14 protein-coding genes are annotated in these 18,006 nt (G+C 73.2%); 4 read left to right on the forward strand and 10 right to left on the reverse strand.

All coding sequences use genetic code 11. The features are described 5' to 3' along the window. Positions 1-24: 24 nt before the first annotated feature. Positions 25-2,268 carry a cellulase gene (locus tag ACFV9J_RS21905; protein WP_385356476.1) on the forward strand — a complete coding sequence of 748 codons (2,244 nt, stop codon included), beginning with the start codon at positions 25-27 and terminating at the stop codon, positions 2,266-2,268. 359 nt (positions 2,269-2,627) lie between these two features. Further along, on the forward strand, positions 2,628-4,229 hold the full coding sequence (locus ACFV9J_RS21910) for an RICIN domain-containing protein (protein ID WP_385356477.1): 1,602 nt from the start codon (positions 2,628-2,630) through the stop codon (positions 4,227-4,229). Between the two features lie 70 nt (positions 4,230-4,299). Here ACFV9J_RS21910 and ACFV9J_RS21915 read toward each other — a convergent pair whose 3' ends face one another. After that, positions 4,300-5,469 carry a lactate 2-monooxygenase gene (locus ACFV9J_RS21915; protein ID WP_385356479.1) on the reverse strand — a complete coding sequence of 390 codons (1,170 nt, stop codon included), beginning with the start codon at positions 5,467-5,469 and terminating at the stop codon, positions 4,300-4,302. A 361-nt stretch (positions 5,470-5,830) separates the two neighbouring features. Between ACFV9J_RS21915 and ACFV9J_RS21920 the strand changes: the two genes are divergently transcribed. Next, the gene (locus tag ACFV9J_RS21920; protein WP_087788454.1) at positions 5,831-6,265 is read left to right on the forward strand and encodes a protease inhibitor; all 435 of its coding nucleotides are present in this window, start codon (positions 5,831-5,833) and stop codon (positions 6,263-6,265) included. 133 nt (positions 6,266-6,398) lie between these two features. Here ACFV9J_RS21920 and ACFV9J_RS21925 read toward each other — a convergent pair whose 3' ends face one another. The 9 genes from ACFV9J_RS21925 to ACFV9J_RS21965 all read right to left on the reverse strand — a co-directional run bounded on the left by ACFV9J_RS21925 (position 6,399) and on the right by ACFV9J_RS21965 (position 15,922). Next, the gene (locus ACFV9J_RS21925) at positions 6,399-6,674 is read right to left on the reverse strand and encodes a CDGSH iron-sulfur domain-containing protein (RefSeq protein ID WP_385356481.1); all 276 of its coding nucleotides are present in this window, start codon (positions 6,672-6,674) and stop codon (positions 6,399-6,401) included. Further along, positions 6,655-7,299 carry a HemK2/MTQ2 family protein methyltransferase gene (locus tag ACFV9J_RS21930; protein WP_385356483.1) on the reverse strand — a complete coding sequence of 215 codons (645 nt, stop codon included), beginning with the start codon at positions 7,297-7,299 and terminating at the stop codon, positions 6,655-6,657. The genes ACFV9J_RS21925 and ACFV9J_RS21930 overlap by 20 nt, the downstream gene beginning before the upstream one ends. Positions 7,300-7,329: 30 nt before the next feature. Then, positions 7,330-8,361, reverse strand: a complete 1,032-nt coding sequence (locus ACFV9J_RS21935) for an iron-containing redox enzyme family protein (RefSeq protein WP_385356484.1) — start codon at positions 8,359-8,361, stop codon at positions 7,330-7,332. Between the two features lie 55 nt (positions 8,362-8,416). After that, positions 8,417-8,596, reverse strand: a complete 180-nt coding sequence (locus ACFV9J_RS21940) for a hypothetical protein (protein WP_385356486.1) — start codon at positions 8,594-8,596, stop codon at positions 8,417-8,419. A 66-nt stretch (positions 8,597-8,662) separates the two neighbouring features. Then, entirely contained in the window at positions 8,663-9,673 is a 1,011-nt protein-coding gene (locus ACFV9J_RS21945) for a Ppx/GppA family phosphatase (RefSeq protein WP_385356487.1), read from the reverse strand. 30 nt (positions 9,674-9,703) lie between these two features. Then, on the reverse strand, positions 9,704-12,526 hold the full coding sequence (locus tag ACFV9J_RS21950) for an NHLP bacteriocin export ABC transporter permease/ATPase subunit (protein WP_385356488.1): 2,823 nt from the start codon (positions 12,524-12,526) through the stop codon (positions 9,704-9,706). 1 nt (position 12,527) lies between these two features. Next, positions 12,528-14,750, reverse strand: a complete 2,223-nt coding sequence (locus ACFV9J_RS21955) for an NHLP family bacteriocin export ABC transporter peptidase/permease/ATPase subunit (RefSeq protein WP_385356489.1) — start codon at positions 14,748-14,750, stop codon at positions 12,528-12,530. Further along, positions 14,747-15,553 carry an HlyD family efflux transporter periplasmic adaptor subunit gene (locus ACFV9J_RS21960; RefSeq protein WP_385356491.1) on the reverse strand — a complete coding sequence of 269 codons (807 nt, stop codon included), beginning with the start codon at positions 15,551-15,553 and terminating at the stop codon, positions 14,747-14,749. The genes ACFV9J_RS21955 and ACFV9J_RS21960 overlap by 4 nt, the downstream gene beginning before the upstream one ends. A gap of 153 nt (positions 15,554-15,706) precedes the next feature. After that, on the reverse strand, positions 15,707-15,922 hold the full coding sequence (locus ACFV9J_RS21965) for a hypothetical protein (RefSeq protein ID WP_003978108.1): 216 nt from the start codon (positions 15,920-15,922) through the stop codon (positions 15,707-15,709). A gap of 581 nt (positions 15,923-16,503) precedes the next feature. On the opposite strand from ACFV9J_RS21965, the gene ACFV9J_RS21970 reads away from it, so the two are divergent. Further along, a complete protein-coding gene (locus ACFV9J_RS21970; protein WP_385356493.1) occupies positions 16,504-17,739 on the forward strand; it encodes a S1 family peptidase in 1,236 nt (411 codons plus the stop codon). Positions 17,740-18,006 lie beyond the last annotated feature (267 nt).

An 18,006-nucleotide genomic window follows, 5' to 3' on the forward strand; every position in this document is an offset into this window, starting at 1 on the left:
CCACCTCCCCCGAGGAGCCCGGACGTGAAAAGACGCAGAACCGCGCTCGTCTCCCTGACGGCCCTGCTGGCGGCGGCCGTCACCGCGCTGCCCGCCGCCCCGGCCGGCGCCGAGGAGACCGAGCAGGTCAGGAACGGCACCTTCGACAACGGCACGGACTCCTGGTGGACGAGCGGCAACGTCACCGCCGCCGTGACCGACGGCCGGCTGTGCGCCGACGCCCCCGGCGGCACCACCAACCGCTGGGACGCGGCCCTCGGCCAGAACGACGTCACCCTGGTCGCGGGGGAGTCGTACAAGTTCTCCTTCACCGCCACCGGTACGCCCGCCGACCACGTGGTCCGGGCGATCGTCGGTCTTTCGGTGTCCCCGTACGACACCTATTACGAGATCAGCCCGCAGCTGAGCGTCTCGGGCAACACCTACTCGTACACCTTCACCTCGCCCGTCGACACCGCTCAGGGCCAGGTCGGCTTCCAGCTCGGCGGCACGCCCGACGCCTGGCGGTTCTGCGTGGACGACGTGTCCCTGCTGGGCGGCGTGGCACCGGAGCCGTACGTGCCGGACACCGGGCCGCGGGTGCGGGTCAACCAGGTCGCCTACCTGCCGTCGGGACCGAAGAACGCCACCCTCGTCACCGACGCGACCTCGCGCCTGCGCTGGCGGCTGAAGAACGACGACGGACGCGTCGTCGCCCACGGCTGGAGCGTGCCGCGCGGCGTCGACGCCTCCTCCGGACAGAACGTCCACTCCATCGACTTCGGGCGCTACAAGAAGCGCGGCGAGGGCTACACGCTCGTCGCCGACGGCGAGACCAGCCGCCCCTTCGACATCGGCACGGCCGCCTACGAGCGGCTGCGTCTGGACTCGGCGAAGTACTACTACACGCAGCGCAGCGGCATCGCCATCAGCGACGCACTCCGCCCGGGCTACGGCCGCCCCGCCGGGCACGTGGGCACGGCACCCAACCAGGGCGACACCGAGGTGCCCTGCCAGCCCGGCGTGTGCGACTACACCCTCGACGTATCCGGTGGCTGGTACGACGCCGGCGATCACGGCAAGTACGTCGTCAACGGCGGCATCTCCACCTGGGAGCTGCTCAGCACCTACGAGCGCTCGCTGCACGCCCGCACCGGAGAACCCCGCAAGCTCGGCGACGGTTCGCTCGACATCCCCGAGAGCGGCAACCGGGTGCCGGACATCCTCGACGAGGCCCGCTGGGAGCTGGACTTCCTGCTGAAGATGCAGGTGCCGCACGGGCAGCCGCTGGCCGGGATGGCCCACCACAAGATCCATGACGAGCAGTGGACCGGCCTGCCGCTGCTGCCGAGCGACGATCCGCAAAAGCGCGAACTGCACCCGCCGACCACCGCGGCGACCCTCAACCTGGCGGCGACGGCCGCGCAGGCCGCGCGCCTGTACCGCCCCTACGACCGGGAGTTCGCGGCGAAGGCGCTCGACGCGGCCCGCACCGCCTGGACCGCCGCACTCGCCCACCCGGACCTGCTCGCCGACGAGAGCGACGGCATCGGCGGCGGCGCCTACCCCGACGCCAAGGTCGCCGACGACTTCTACTGGGCCGCGGCCGAGCTGTACCTGACGACGGGGGAGCGGGACTTCAAGGAGCACGTGCTGAAGTCCCCGGTGCACACCGCCGACATCTTCGGGCCGATCAGCTTCGACTGGGCGAGCACCGCCGCCCCCGCCCGCCTCGACCTGGCGACCGTCCCCAGCCGGCTCCCCGGCCGGGACAAGGTCCGCCGCTCCGTCGTGGAGGGCGCCGACGGCTACCTGGCCACGCTGAAGGCCCACCCGTACGGCATGCCCTACGCTCCCGACGGCAACGTGTACGACTGGGGCTCCAGCCACCAGATCCTGAACAACGCGGTCGTCCTCGCCACCGCCTACGACATCACCGGCGGGTCGAAGTACCGTGACGGCGCCGTCCAGAGCATGGACTACATCCTGGGCCGCAACGCCCTGAACATGTCGTACGTCACCGGATACGGCGAGGTCAACGCGCACAACCAGCACAGCCGCTGGTACGCCCACCAGCTCGACCCCGCCCTGCCCGCGCCGCCCGACGGCACCCTGTCCGGCGGGCCGAACTCGAGCATCCAGGACCCCTACGCGCAGAGCAAACTCCAGGGCTGCGTCGGCCAGTTCTGCTTCATCGACGACATCCAGTCCTGGTCGACCAACGAGCACACGATCAACTGGAACGCCGCGCTGGCCCGGATGGCCTCCTTCGTGGCGGACCAGGGATGACCGGCTGACCCCTGCGCACCGCGCCCGAGGGCCGCGCCGCTTCCGCGGAAGAATGCGGAAAGCCGGTGCGGCCCTCTCGGCATGTCGGGGATCATGGCATGCCGGGGATTCTGACCTTCTTTCAAAGGCGGCCGATGTTGCCCGGTCGCCTTGTTGACCATGAGTGGTTTGTGCGAGAGTGAAGCACCCGTGCGGGGGGTAAAGGCCGGGTCTCGCACGCGCTTTGACGGACCGGGTCCGATTTCGCCATGGCGAATTCACGCCTCCCGCGCTCCGCCCAAGAGGTACACACCAATCCGTGGGTCCTTTTCGGCGATCGGAACTTCTGAGTCACCTGCGCGTGGGAAGGAAACATCTCAGTGCCCACCCCCCACCCCCCTCGGCCCGCCCACCCGCCCTCCGGCGGCGATCCCGGGGAGTCCGACGAGTTGCTGGCCGCGCGGCTCCGGGACGGCCCGGAGAACGAGGCCGCCCGGATCGCCGCGCTGCTGATGGCCCGCCACTGGCAGCCGGCACACGACTACGCGACCATCTGCCTGGCCACCTCGGCCCAGGTCACCGCCATGGTCACCGCCGCGGCCTGGCACCGGGTGCTGGCCCGCCTAGCCGAGGGCGAGCCGGCCACCGCGCTGCGCCCGAGGCTGCTGGTGGCCGTGCGCGACACGGTCCGCCAGTGGTCCGGCGACGACGCGATATCCGGCGCTCTGCCGCAGTTGCTCAAACCCGCCGGGGGGCGGGGTATGCGGGCGGCGAAGTCCCTGACTCCGGAAAACCGCACGTTGGCGGCCCGGGCATTCGCCTCTCTTCCCGGACCGGCCCGTTGTTTGCTATGGCACACGGAGGTTGAAGGAGAGTCCATAAGCGTCCCGGCCGGTCTGCTGGGCATGGACACCGACACCGCGTCGGCCACTCTCGAACAGGCGCGTGAGAAATTCCGCGAGGGATGTCTGCACGCCCACCGGCAGCTCGCGCCGAGCCAGGAGTGCCGCTTCCACAGCCGACTGCTCGACGTCCCGATTCGCCGGGGCGGTGCCCTGCTGCCGGACGTCCGCAAGCACCTGGCGGACTGCCGCCACTGCCGGCACGCGGCCGACCAACTCGGTCACTTCGAGCGTGAGTTGGGCACGCTGATCGCCGAGGCCGTGCTCGGTTGGGGCGCCCGGCGCTATCTCGACTCCCGTCCGTCGCGCGCGACGCTGGGTGTGCTGGCCAAGGGCGCCGCCCGGCACCGCGGCTCACGCACCGGGCTGCTGGCCCGGATCCCCGGTCCCGTGCGCCGGGTGCCGGGCCGCCCGCGCTCCGGCCGTTCGGTGCTCCGGCAGTTCGGCGCCGCCTCCGCCGGGGTGCTGGCCATCGTGCTCGTGGTGAGCGTGTGGTCCTACGACGGCGGTGGCGCCGATCCGGCCGCCTCCACCAGCGCGGTCGACGGCGAGACGTCCGCGACGAGCCGTCCGAAACCGCCCGACGCGGCCGGGATGCCCACGTCGGCGGACCGCACGCGGCTGCGCAACGTCGCCGCCGACCTGTGCCTCGACGTCCGGGGTGAGCCGAAGGCCGGGGCGGGCGCCCGGCTGGCGGAGTGCTCCGAGGCGGGGACCCAGCAGTGGACCTACGAGGACGACGGACTGCTGCGCAGCGTCGCCGACCCGGGGCTGTGTCTGGACTCGCGGGCGGACGCCGGAGTCGTCATTCTCGGTACCTGCGCCGACGAGGGAACCGAGCGGGGCGAGGACGTGCGCTACGACCTGACCGGCCGGGGCGAACTGCTGCCGCGCGGGCAGAAACTGCTCGCGCTCGCCACCACCACCCGTGCCCCGGACGCCGACATCGTCGTCAAGGTGCACGACGGCTCCGACGACCAGCGCTGGCGCACCGACCCGGTGCCGACGGCGGAGGGCTCCCTGTCGATCGCCCGTACCGACGCCCCTGGGGCGCGGGCCGTGGACCTGTCCGGCGGCTGAGCGGGACGGTGCGCCTCAGGCGTGCCTTCGACGGCGTCGTCAGCGGTGTGAGGGACGGTGTCCCCGTCCCTCACACCGGGTCCTCCACCAGGTCCGCGGGCCCCGGGGTGGCCGGTGAGGCGTGCCCGGACAGGGCCAGGGTGAGGTCCAGTTCGGCGAGCAGGCAGCGGATCACGTGCTCGACGCCGGCCTGGCCGTCCAGGCCGAGCCCGTAGACGTAGGGACGGCCCAGGAGCACCGCACGGGCCCCGAGTGCGAGCGCCTTGAAGACGTCGTCGCCGGTGCGGACACCGCTGTCGAACAGCACGGTCAGCCGGTCGCCGACCGCCTCCACCACGCGAGGCAGGGCGTCGGCCGCCGCGACCGAGCCGGCCACCTGACGGCCCCCGTGGTTGGAGACGACCACGCCGTCCATCCCGGCGTCGGCGGCGAGCCGGGCGTCGTCCGGGTGCAGGACGCCCTTGAGGACGATCGGACCGTCCCAGTTCTCCCGCAGGAACGCCAGATCGGGCCAGGACTTGGCCGGATCGGAGAACATGCCGACGAAATGCATCACCGCCGCGTTCGGGTCCTCGTGCACCGGCTTGGCCAGCCCGGCCCGGAAGGCCGGGTCCGAGAAGTAGTTGGCGGTGCCGACGCCGTGCAGGAACGGCAGGTACGCCTGGTCGAGGTCGCGCGGGCGCCAGGACAGCAGCGGCGTGTCCAGCGTGACGAACAGCGCCGTGTACCCGGCCGCCCGGGCCCGGTCCAGGAAGCTGCGCGCCACCTCGCGGTCCCGCGGCCAGTACAGCTGGAACCAGCGCTCGGCGTCGCCCATCGCCTCGGCGACCTCCTCCATGGGCGTGCTGGAGGCGGAGGAGAGGATGTACGGCACGCCCTGGGCCGCGGCGGCCCGGGCGGCGGCGGGCTCCGCCTCCGGATGCATGATCGACAGGACGCCGACCGGCGCGAGCGCCAGCGGGGCGGGCAGGGCACGGCCCAGCACCTCGACACGCAGGTCGCGTTCGTGCACGTCCCGCAGCATGCGCGGAACGATCCGGCGCCTGGCCAGCGCCGCCCGGTTGGCTCGGGCGGTGCTGCCGTCGCCCGCGCTGCCCGCGACGTATCCGAAGGGGCCGGGTCCGAGGCGCCGCTCGGTGAGCTCCTCGAGCCGGGTCAGGTCGGTGGGCAGCCGCGGGACCGCGCCCGTCATGCCGTTCAGATAGATCTCGTACTGGAAATCCGCCCAGTGCTTCGGCATGCCGGGGTCCGCCTCTCGTCGTCGAGCTCGCGCTGCCCGGCACCATACCCGCGGGTATGCCAAGGGGTGGCGGTCAGGGTCGACGGACCTGTTCCGGGGGTGTTTCAGGCCTATTGGCGAAGGTGCGGATCACGCCATTCGGCCAGTTCTGTTCTCAATAATCGATCAAGAAACGCCCAGTACCGGACTTGGAACGTTCTAATTCTGTGACTTCACGCCACTGATTCAATACGCAAGGTTACCGAAACCCATGGGGTCGAGATGAGTTTCGGTGCCGGACTCGGCAGACTCGCGCTCGCCGCTCCGGCACCGACCGGGCCGGACCGGCACCACCCTCGAAACGAGCGGAAGGATGCACACAATGCGGAACACCGCGCGCTGGGCAGCGACTCTGGGCCTGACGGCCACCGCCGTCTGCGGGCCCCTCGCCGGGGCCTCCCTCGCCTCCCCGGCCACCGCCCCCGCGTCGCTCTACGCCCCCTCGGCCCTGGTGCTGACCGTGGGGCACGGAGAGAGCGCTGCCACCGCCGCACCCCTGCGCGCGGTCACCCTGACCTGCGCCCCGACCGCCTCCGGCACCCACCCGGCGGCCGGCGCGGCCTGTGCCGAACTGCGCGCCGCGCACGGCGACCCGGGCGCCCTGGCCGCCGAGGACTCGGTGATGTGCACCCGGGAGTACGCCCCCGTGGTCGTCACCGTCGACGGCGTCTGGCAGGGCCGTCGCCTCTCCTACGAACGCACCTTCGCCAACGAGTGCGTGAAGAACGCGGGCAGCGCGAGCGTCTTCACGTTCTGAGGGACCGGGACCGCCGGGACCGTGCGGCGTGATCGGCTGCTCGCTACTGGGGAGTGCGAGCGCCGCCGTACGGGTCCCGCGGGCCCGCACCGGGGACGGCGGACGGAGTGGGGCCGTCCGCCGTTCTCCCGGTTCACGGGCACGGTCGGTCGTTCGCGGCCGAGCCGTCCGCGTCCGAGCCGTCCGCGGCCCTGGCGGAGCGGGCACGGTGGCTGGTGTCGCACCACGGAAAGCGCCGGCTGCGCCGGCACGTGCACAGCGCCACCCGGAAGCGGTCGGAGGACACCGTCGTCCCGTCCTCCAGCTCCACCTCCACCGGTCCTTCCACCAGCAGCGGCCCCCGGCGCTGGACCTTGATCCGGCGCGGGGCGCCGGGCGGGCGAGGGGTGTCAGACGGGGAGTTCGGCACGGACGACCACCAGCTCTTCCTCGTAGTCCGCCAGGGACAGCAGCCCGCGCTGCCGCAGCCAGCGCTCCCGGCCGCGCACCACGGGACCGAACGCGATCCGCCGCCGCCGGATCACCGCCGCCTTCAGGCCCGCCTCGCGCAGCAGCGCCTCGGTCCTCGCGGGGTCACTGAGCGCCGACTGCACGAGCAGCAGCACCCCGCCGGGGCGCAGCAGCCGGGGTACTTCCAGGCAGATCCGGTCCAGGACCATGCGACCGTCGTGGCCCGCGTCCCAGGCCCGCGCGGCACCACGCGGCCGGCGGCCGGAGGCGGGCGCCGGCACATACGGCGGGTTGGCCAGCACCAGGTCGAACGACTCGCCGCGCACGGGTGTGAAGAGGTTGCCGCGCCGGACGCGGATCCGCAGCCCGGCCCGGGCCGCGTTGAGCCGCGCGGCGCACACCGCGCGCCACGACAAGTCCACCGCGGTCACCCGGCCGCCCCGCAGGGCCGCCGCCAGGGCGAGGGCGCCCGAGCCGGTCCCCACGTCGAGCACGGCGGCGCCCGGCCGGAGCGACTCGTCGGACAGCGCTCCGGCCAGCAGGGCGGTGTCCTCCTGAGGGGCGTAGACGCCCGGTAGCACCATGAAATTCACGGATCCCACGTACCCCGGCCGTCACGAAATATGAGAAATCTCCCCGTGAACGCGGCGCGGGGCGGGAAGCGGCGTACGCAGCGACGACCGTCCCGCCCGCCAGTCGGCGAGCAGCCGGGCGCCGAGGCGCTCCTCGAGGTACCCGGTGGCGTCGATGCCGAACGCGACGTCCGCCGCGAGGTGCGGTTCCTGTTCCAGCAGGCCGTCGATCACCTCGTGCCGCACGATCTGCTCGTGCACCGCGTCGGCCTCGACGTGCTCGTCGTAGAAGTGCTCGGCGGCCGGACCGGCGCCCGTGCGGCGCATCGCCTCGGCCAGTCGCCGGGAACCGGGTGACGAGGTGATCTCCACCGCCGCGAAGTGCCCCACCAGCGCCCCGCGCAGCGACCGGTGCAGGCCGAACAGGGACATCATGTTCACCGTGGCCAGGCACTCGGCCGAGGCCGCGTCCAGATGGGCCCCGTACGTGGTGTCCAGGTCCAGGTCCGTCATCAGGTCGGCGAACAGGCGGGCGTGCACCCGGTCGGCGCGCCCGCCGCCGTACTCGTCGAACTCCACCGCCGCCATCGCCGCCTTCGCGCGGCCCGACAGGCGGGGCAGCACCCAGGCGTGCGGGTCGGCCTCCTTGAGGTGGTACAGCGAGCGCTGGGCCGCGTACTCGCGCAGCTGCCACAATTCGCCCTCGTCCCGCAGGAAGTGGCTGACCCCCTCACCGTGGGCGGGTTCGACGAGCAGTGCCCCGACCGCGTCCGCCACGCTCTCGTGGACGGGGGTGCCGGCCCGCAGGGCGGCCAGGAAGCGCCGCTCCAGCGCGGCCCGGACGCCCAGCAGGCCGGGGTCCCACTCGAGGTCGGGGCGGACCCCCGCGAAACCCCGGTAGTGCAGCTCGTAGCACTGGTACAGGGCGAGCTGCAGGTCGTCGCCGTACACCGGCGCGGCGGCGACGGTCTCGGGGGAGGGCAGTGGGCCCGTGCCGAGCAGATGTGCGCCGACGGCCTCGGAGACCGGTCCCCGGGCCGTCGGCAGCCGTGGTTCCTCGCGGTCGTACTCCATGCGCCGCGAGTACCCGGTCGGCGCCGTGGCACCCCCGGCCGCGCGGAGCGGCGCGTCACTCGCCCTCGACGTCCTCCTGGGCGCCGGTGTTCGGGGAGGTGGCGTCCCCCGCCTCGCCCCGGTGCCCGACCTCGTCGGACTCCGCGTCGCGGGGCCTGGCCTCCTCCATCTCGCGCAGAACCTCCTCGGCCGCGGTCTCGGGCTGCTTGTGGTCGTGCTCGCCGTCCTGGGACACGGGGTCCTCCTTCTCGCTTCTCGTTGTCCTTCTCGCTTCTCGTCGTCGGTTCCTGCTCGCGGTCGTTCAGTTCGACGCGGACGCCAGGCGCAGGGGCACCGGCGCCGGGGGAGCGGCCTCGTCGCTGCGGCGCACCACCTCGGCCCACCAGGCCGGCCCGTCCTCGATGTGGCGCAGCAGGACCCCCTCGCGGATCGCCCAGGGGCAGAGCGCCACCGACTCGAGACCGGTCAGCTTCATCGCGGTGTGACCCACCACGGCGCCCGCCAGGCTCTGGGCCGCGCGCGGTGCCGAGATGCCGGGCAGCCGGGCCCGCTCGGCCGCGGACAGGGCGGCCAGCCGGCCCACCGCGTCCCCCAGGTCCGAGCAGCGCATCCGCCGCTCCGTGAAGGGTCCGTACCGGCCGGGCGGGGCGCCGCACAGCCGCCCGAGCTGCTGGAAGGTCCGCGAGGTGGCGACGGCGGTCCGCGGTCCCTCCCAGCGGATCCGCGCCGCCGCGTCCCGCAGTTGGTGGCGGACCCTGCGCCGCAGCGCCCTGACCTGCTCCGGCGAGGCCGGGTCCCGGCCGCCCGCCAGGAACTCGTGGGTCAGCCGGGCGGCCCCCAGCGGCAGCGAGGCCACGAAGCCGGGCAGCCGGCCACGTCCGAAGGCGACCTCCAGCGAGCCGCCGCCTATGTCGAGCAGGGCGAGCGGACCGGACCGCCAGCCCATCCAGCGCCGGGCCGCGAGGAACGTCAGCTCCGCCTCCACCTCGCCCGGCAGGGTGCACAGCGGCACGCCGGTGCGGGCATGGACGGTGCGCAGCACCTCACGCCGGTTCGGCGCGGCGCGCACCACGGCGGTCGCGAAGGCCGGCGGCTCCGACGCCCCCCACCGGTCCGCGGTCCTGCTCGCGTCGGCGACCGCCCCGACGAGCCGCTCCACGGCCTCCTCCGGGACCGGGTCGCCCGGCCTGACCTGCTCCGACAGCCGCAGCCGCCACTTCGCGGTGTGCACCGGCAGCGGGACGCCGCCCTCGGCGTCCGCCACCATGAGCCGGACCGTGTTCGACCCCACATCCACCACGCTGGTACGCATGAGGGCAACAGGTACCCATTTGAGCGCCGATCAGGCCAGCTGCCGCCGCACCAGCTCGTGCAGCCGGCCGCCGGTGTCCGCCAGCAGCGAGGCGGGCGGGCCCTGCTGGGCGACCCTGCCGTCCTCCATCACGATCACGCGGTCGGCGTCCAGGACCGTGGACAGGCGGTGCGCGATCACGATCCGGGTGGCGTTGAGCGCCTTGGTGGACTCGATCACCGTGCGCTGCGTCTCGTTGTCCAGGGCGCTGGTCGCCTCGTCGAAGAAGAGGATGCGCGGCCGGCGGATCAGGGCCTGCGCGATCATCAGCCGCTGCCGCTGGCCCCCGGAGACCGCCCCGCTGCCCGACACGATGGTGTGCAGCCCCATCGGCATCCGCTCGATGTCCTCCGCGAGCCCCGCCATCCGGGCCGCCGCCATCGCCTCCTCGGGCGTGTACGCTTCGGTGCCGCAGATGACGTCCAGGATCGAGCCGGTGAAGGGCTGGGCGTGCTGGAGCACCACCCCGCACTGTCTGCGCACCGCCGACTGGTCCAGCGCGGCCAGGTCCTGACCGTCGTACAGGACGCCGCCCGAGAGCGGACGGTCGAAGCCGATCAGCAGCCGCAGCAGGGTCGACTTGCCGCAGCCGCTGGGGCCGACGACCGCCACGAACTCGCCCGGCCGCACCTCGAAGGACACGTCGTCCAGGACCAGCGGCCCGTCGTCGGTGTACCGGAAGGACAGCCGGCGCGCCTCGATCGCCCCCGACAGCGGCCCCGGCCGGGTGCTCGCCGTCCGCACCTCGGGCGTGGCGTCCAGGACCGGCCGGATCTCCTCGAACAGCGGCAGCGCCGCCACCCCCGACACGAACGCGCCGGTCAGCTGGGTGACCGAGGTCAGCAGCATCGTCACCGAGGCGTTGAAGGTGAGGAACTGGGCCGCCGACATCGAGCCCCGCGCCGGGCCGGCCAGCAGCATGAACATCAACAGGGTGCACAGCGGCAGGTACACCGCGCCGAGCACCGCGTTCAGGTTCTTGATCCGGCCCGCCCGCCGCTGCAGCTCCCGGCTGTGCGCGAACCGCTCCGCCCACGCCGCGTAGGCGTAGTTCTCGGCCGCCGCCACCCGCAGCTTCGGCAGCCCGCGCAGCGTCTGGAACGCCTGGTTGTTCAGCTTGTTGGTGAGTTTGACCAGCCGCCGCTGCCAGCGCACCTGCCACAGCCCGAGCCCGAGGAACACCCCGGCGACCAGCACCAGCATGCCGATCGCCGCGAACGCCATCGGCACGCTGTACCAGAGCAGCAGACCGAGGTTCATCGCCCCGACCGTCACCGACTGGGCCACCGTCGGACCGACCCCCGCGAGCAGCCTGCGGATCGCGCTGATGCCCATGGCCGCGCTCGCCAGTTCGCCGGTGGAGCGCTCGGTGAAGAACCTCGTCGGCAGCCGCAGCAGCCGGTCCCAGACGGCGGGCTGGAGCGTGGCCTCGATCCGGCCCTCCAGACGCAGGATGGTGAGGTTCTGCAGCAGCATGAAGGCCGCCGCGACGACGCTGCTCAGCATCACCGCGAGACACACCTGCGCGATCAGCCCGGTCTGCGCCTTCGGCACGAACTCGCCGAGCACCCGGCCCGTCGCGATCGGCACCAGCGCGCCGAGCGCCACCGTCACCAGCCCGGCGAGCAGCAGGGACGTCAGGTCCCGGCGGGTGCCCGCCAGACAGAACCGCAGCAGCCCGAGCGGACTCGGCCGCCGCTCCGGCAGCGGGCGGTAGAACATCACCGCGCGCGGTTCGAACTCCCCGGCGTTCGCCCGCTCCACGGGCGTCTCACGACCGGTCGCCGGATGCACGGCCACATAGCCCCCGCGCCGCCACAGCAGTGCCACCGGCGCCCCCGACAGGGTGCGGTGCCCGACCAGCGGCCCCACGTCCTCGCGCCACCAGCGGTCCGCCAGCCGTACCGACCTGGTCCGCACCCGCGAGGCGAGCGCGATCCGCTCCACCGGGTCGAGCCGGTCGCTCTCGGTGCCCCCCGGGGCCGGCTCGGCGAGCGGAATCCCGGCGGCGCGGGCGACCAGCCCGCAGGCCGCGTACGTGGCGTCGGCGTCGGCGGCCGTGGTGCGCTGCGCCGAGCGCTTGCCGATGGAGGCAAGCAGCGTCCGGTCGGCCTGCGCGCGCACCGCCTCACCGGCCTTGATACCGGCCGCCGCCCGGGTCTCGTGGGTGCGCTCCAGCTGCTCGATCCACCGGTCCAGGGTGGTCAGCAGCCGGTACTGCTGGTCGACCATGCTCTGCCACAGGGCCGGGTCCATCAGCAGGTCGGCGGCCGCCTCCTCGCCGTACACCGCCCCGTACTGCACGCTGCCCGGCGGCACCTGCATCCAGAACACGTCGTCGTCCGTGGGCGCGTCGGCCCGCTCCGCGGCCATCGGCGCCTGGAAGAGGACGGTCAGGCCGCGCCCCACGCCGAGGGCCAGGGCGTACTCCAGCGGACTCGTCGTCTGCGGCACGTACTGGGGGTTGCCGTACGCGTCGTACGACCACGTCTGGGTGTGCGCCGGCTGGTACAGCTCGCGCAGTCCGATGCGGTGCACCACGCAGTCGCGCAGTGGACGCGCCACCAGCGTGTGCCGCGGCCCGGCGACCGGTCCCAGCAGTACCGAGCCCGCCTCCAGGCGCCCCAGGTGGTGCCAGTGGCCCTGCTCCCCGGCGTCGACCGCGAACAGGTCCACCGCGCCGGACACCACGAGCCACAGCACCTGCGGCCCCTCCAGGTCGAGGCGGTTGAACCCGGCGCAGTCGACGCGCGTGCCCAGCGGGCCGAGCGCCCCCAGGACCAGGTCGCCCTGCCCCTCGTGCACGGTTGTCATCTCACCGCTCCCTGACCAGCGCCGCGTACGCGCCACCGCGCGCCAGCAGCTCCTCGTGCCGCCCGCGCTCCACGACCGTGCCGTGGTCGAGGACGACGATCTCGTCGCTGTCCCGCACCGTGCTGAGCCGGTGCGCGATCACCACGCAGGCGCAGCCGCGCCGGCGCAGGTTGTCCATCACCACCAGCTCGGTCTCCGCGTCCAGTGCGCTGGTCACCTCGTCCAGGACGAGGACGCTGGGCCGGCGCACCAGGGCCCGCGCGATCTCCAGGCGCTGGCGCTGCCCGCCGGAGAAGTTGCGGCCGTCCTGCTCCACCGGGCTGTGGAGCCCGCCAGGCCTGCGCGTCACCACGTCGTACAGCGCGGCGTCCTTCAGCGCCTCCACCACGGCGTCGTCGGAGATCGACGGGTCCCACAGCGCCACGTTGTCGCGCACCGTGCCCTCGAACAGGAACACGTCCTGGTCGACGAAGGAGACGGAGGACGCCAGCGCCCCGCGCGGGATGTCGTCGAGCCGCTGCCCGTCGATGCGGATCACGCCGTCCCAGGGCGCGTACAGGCCCGAGATCAGCCGCGACACCGTCGACTTGCCGCTGCCCGAACCGCCGACCAGGGCGACCTGCTGCCCCGGCCCCACGGTGAGGTCGAAACCGGTCAGCAGCGGCTTGTCGAGCGGGTTGTAGCCGAAGGAGACGTTCTGCAGCTCCACGTGCCCGCGCAGCCGGCGGGTGGAGTCGCCGCCACCGGGGCGGTCGTAGAGCGGATCCGCCCGGAAGTTCTCCACGTCCTTGAGGCGGGCCACGTCGGCCGCGAAGTCCTGGATGCGGCCCGCGACACCGTTCAGCCGGGTCAGCGGCGCCGTGAAGCGGACCACCAGCGCCTGGAAGGCGACCAGCAGCCCGACCGAGATGTGGCCCTCGACCGCGCGCATGCCGCCGATCCACAGGATCAGCCCGCTGTTCAGCGTCGCCAGCGTCGGCGCGACCACGCCCAGCCAGGCACTGGGCACCCCGAGCCGCTGCTGCTCCTCCAGCGTGGTGGCGTGCTGGCCGGCCCACTTGCGGAAGTAGCCGTCCTCGCCGCCGGTCGCCTTCATCGTCTCGATCAGCTGGAGACCGGTGTAGGCGGTGTTGGTCAGCCGCGCCGTGTCCGCCCGCAGCTTCGCCGTACGGGTCGCGCGCAGCCGGATGACGACCCGCATCGCCAGGATGTTGAGCAGTGCCACACCGATGCCGACGAAGGTGAGCTGCGGGTCGTACGTGTACAGCAGCACGGCGTACAGGACGACCACGATCGCGTCCACGCCCGCCGCGGCGAGGTCGCGGGCCAGCGTCTCGGCGACGGCGTCGTTGGACTGCAGCCGCTGCACCAGGTCGGCGGGGCTGCGCTGGGAGAAGAAGGTCACCGGCAGCCGCAGCAGGTGCCGCAGGAAGCGGGCGCTGGAGAGGGTGGAGGAGATGATGCGCCCGTGCAGCAGGTTGGCCTGCTGGAGCCAGGTCAGCACCACCGTGAGCAGGACGCAGGCCCCCATCGACGCGAACAGCACGCCGAGCAGCGAGGTCTGCCCCCCGATCAGGAACATGTCGATGTAGGTGCGGCTGAGCGCGGGCACCGCCGCGCCGACCGCCACCAGGAGCAGGCTCGCCAGCACCGCGGCGGGCAGCGTGCCCGCGGTTCCGCGCAGCCGGGCGGGCATCGCGCCGAGCACACCGGGCTTGCGGCCGCCGCGGGCGAAGCCGTCACCGGGCTCCATGGTCAGCACGACACCGGTGAAGGACCCGTCGAAGTCCTCCAGGGACACGAACCGGCGTCCCTTGCCCGGGTCGTTGATGAACACCCCGCGCCGTCCGAACCGGCGGCCCATGCCGTCGTAGACGACGTAGTGGTTGAACTCCCAGAAGAGGATGGCCGGTGCCGCCACCTCCGCGAGGGCCGCCAGGTCCATCTGCATGCCCTTGGCGGTGAACCCGTAACTCCGCGCGGCCTTCAGCAGGTTGCTCGCCCGGGACCCGTCGCGGGAGACGCCGCAGGCGATCCGCAGCTCCTCCAGGGGGACATGGCGGCCGTAGTGTCCCAGCACCATGGCGAGGGAGGCGGCACCGCACTCCACGGCCTCCATCTGGAGCACGGTGGGCGTGCGGACGGTCTTCACGCGGCCCTTCGGCACGCTGCGCCTCGGCGGGGCGGCGCGGCGCCTGCCCCGGGTCTCCTGTGCGGTGCTCACGGCAGCAGCCAATCGACGGGACGCTGGTCGGCCAGCCGGATCGAGCCCGAGGCCAGGGTCATGGAGGTCAGTTCGAACGGCGGTCCGTCGGCCGAGGACCACGCGTAGCCGCTCTTCGTGGACTTCGAGGTCGCCAGCCGCACCGTCACGGCCACCGGCCTGCCGTCCTCGGTGAACTGCTCGCCGAGCGCGCTGTCCCCGAGGAACGCGCCGATCGTCTGCGCCGACTGGGCCGAGCGGTCCACGGACTTCACCTCCCCGTGCAGGACGCCGTACTGCTGGGTCGGCACCGACTGGACGGTCAGGTCGACCGAGGCGTGGGCGGGGATGGCGGCGGCGTTCTCGGCGGGGACGTAGACGGTGGCGTAGAGGGGGTCGTCGGCGTGGGCGACCTTCTCGACGGACGCGACGTTCGCGCCGGTGGAGATGATCTGCCCGACGGTGGCGGCGAGTGCGCTGACCCGGCCGGCGTCCACCGTGCGGACCACCGTCTCGCCCTTCGCGGTGCGGACCTTCAGCACCGGGGCGTCGGCGGCCAGCCGCTGGCCCGGACGGGCGAGGACCGCGGTGACCTGCCCGGAGACGGGGCTCTGCAGGAGGTAACTGCCCTGGCCGTGGGTGAGGACGGCGGGCGCGGACACCGTGGAGGTCACCGAGCCGCCCACCGCCCACACGGACCCGGCGGCCATGGCGATCAGCGTCACGGACAGCACCAGCCAGCCCTGGGGACGGGCGAAACGCACCGGGAGATCGAGCTCCTCCGGTGACTGGAGCTTTGCGAGGGCCTGTTGGCGGAACTGCACGGCTGACGTATCCAGGGCTCGGTGAGAACGGCCGGGGACGAGAACGGCCGGGGGACGAGAACGGCCGCAGGGGGAGAACCAGCCGCAGGGGGAGAGCAGCCGAAAAGTCCCGGAGCCTGGACGGCTCCGGGACTCAGCGACGCAAGGGCGCGATCAGAGACCGGCGACCAGGCCCGTGACGGGGGCCGTGTTCAGGCCGGTGACACCCTCGACGGTGCCGACGGCGGTGTTGAGCAGGCCGGAGACCGGGGCGATGCCGTCCACCAGGCCGGTGACGGTGCCGACGGCGTTCACGTTCAGGCCGCCGGAGACGTTGTCGAGGTCGGCGTCGGAGATCTCGACGGTCTCAACCTGGGGGGTGGAGTTCATGATGGAACTTCCCTTCGTATAGCCATTTCACAAGGGGGGAGCGGCCCCCTCTGGGGACAGATGACGGCCGCGACCGCGGGCACCGGGCGCCCTTTTCCGGAGCCCTCCGCGGCCCCCGCGGTGCGATGGATCAAAGCACGCGGCCGGTCCGGGCTTCCAATCAAACACCCCTCTCACCAGCACACTTGCGAGGTCTGCGCGCCCAAGCGTGCAGGGGCGCGCACGCCTTCGCGGCCACTTCTTCACACGGTGCGCGAGATCGGCTCGCGCGGCCCCTTGCCCCTGCCGAGGCGATTGGGACACTCCGGCCCCAAAGGCGTACGGGCCGCCGCGGGCTTGTGCAGATGCTCCAACGGGAGTGACCGGGTTGGGCATTCGATGTGCAGATTCGCTGAAGCGGTCATTCCGCTCCGTGATCGCGACGGTGCGTCGCATGCCGGATGCGGAGGGTGTCGACCGGGAGCGACGCGAGGGTCCGGCTGAACACCCCGCCCGGCCCGTGCGTACCAACAGCCGTCCAGGCGCCCCCAACAGCTGCCGGACCGGCGGGTACCAACCCCGGTCCCAGGAGGTCGAGTAGGTTGAGTCACAAGCGAATCCCGAAGCGCAGGGCCGCGATGGCGGCGGGCGGTGTGGTGGCGCTCGGCGCGGCCGCGATCCTGCTGCCGAACGCCAACGCCTCGCAGGACGGCGGCTCCTCGGACGATGCCGCCGCGGCACCCAGGACCCTCAAGGCGGCGGACGCGTCGGATCTCGCCTCCCGGCTCGCCGGCCTGCTCGGCGACACCTTCGCCGGCTCCTACTACGACTCCGCCGCCCGGCGACTGGTCGTCAACGTCGTCCCCGGCGACAACAACCAGGTGGTCGCGCAGGCCGAGAAGGCGGGCGCGCAGGTCCGCGAGGTCGACAACAGCATGGGAGAGCTGCGGAGCGGCGCGCAGACCCTGAAGGCCGAAGCCGGCATCCCCGGGACCGCGTGGGCGATCGACCCGCGCACCAACAGGATCCTGGTGACCGCCGACAGCACCGTCACCGGCGACCGGTGGGACCGGCTGGAGTCCACCGTCGACGGTCTCGGCCCCGGCATGGCGACGGTCAGGAAGTCCGCCGGCACCTTCAAGACCTTCGCGTCGGGCGGCGACGCGATCTTCGGCGGCGGAGCGCGCTGCTCACTCGGCTTCAACGTCACCGCGGGCGACGGCTCGCCCGCCTTCCTGACGGCCGGTCACTGCGGGGTAGCGGCCGACCAGTGGTCCGACGCACAGGGCGGACAGCCGATCGCCACCGTCGACCAGGCGGTCTTCCCCGGCGAGGGCGACTTCGCGCTCGTCAGGTACGACGACCCGGAGACCCGGGCCCCCAGCGAGGTGAACCTCGGCGACCAGACCCTGCCGATCAGCGGGGCCGCCGAGGCGGCGGTCGGCCAGGAGGTCTTCCGCATGGGCAGTACGACCGGACTGGCCGACGGGCAGGTGCTCGGCCTGGACGCCACCGTCAACTATCCCGAGGGCACGGTCACCGGCCTCATACAGACCGACGTCTGCGCCGAGCCCGGCGACAGCGGCGGCTCCCTCTTCACGCGGGACGGCCTCGCGATCGGCTTGACCTCCGGCGGCAGCGGTGACTGCACGGTCGGCGGCGAGACCTTCTTCCAGCCGGTCACCACGGCCCTGGCGGCGGTCGGCGCCACCCTCGGCGGCGAGGACGGCGACGCGGGCGCCGGAGACACGGGCGACGGCGGTGCGGCTGCGGGTGCGGGGGATGCGGGTGACGGTGCGGTCGTCGGCGGTGCGGACGGCTCGGGGCTGACGGGCTGACGCCACGTTCTCCCGCCCCGGGCCGCCGCCCGGCCCTCGCCGGGGCCGGGCTGCGGCCCGGTCCGGTCCCGGGCGTCCGGTGGACGCGCCGACCTGGCGGCGGCAGCCGGCGGCAGGTGTCCGTGCCCCGCGCGCCCGTGCGACGGTGGGCGCGGGCCGCGGATGGCTCGGCGCGGCCGGTCTGTCCCGGGCCGCGCCGCCTGACGTATCTGCCGTCGGTCTGCGGGCGGTAACCGGGGGGCGTGGCCCGCGTGCCCGTGCGACGGG

The sequence above is a fragment of the Streptomyces sp. NPDC059906 genome (assembly GCF_042730645.1).
Lineage (GTDB): Bacteria > Actinomycetota > Actinomycetes > Streptomycetales > Streptomycetaceae > Streptomyces > Streptomyces rubrogriseus.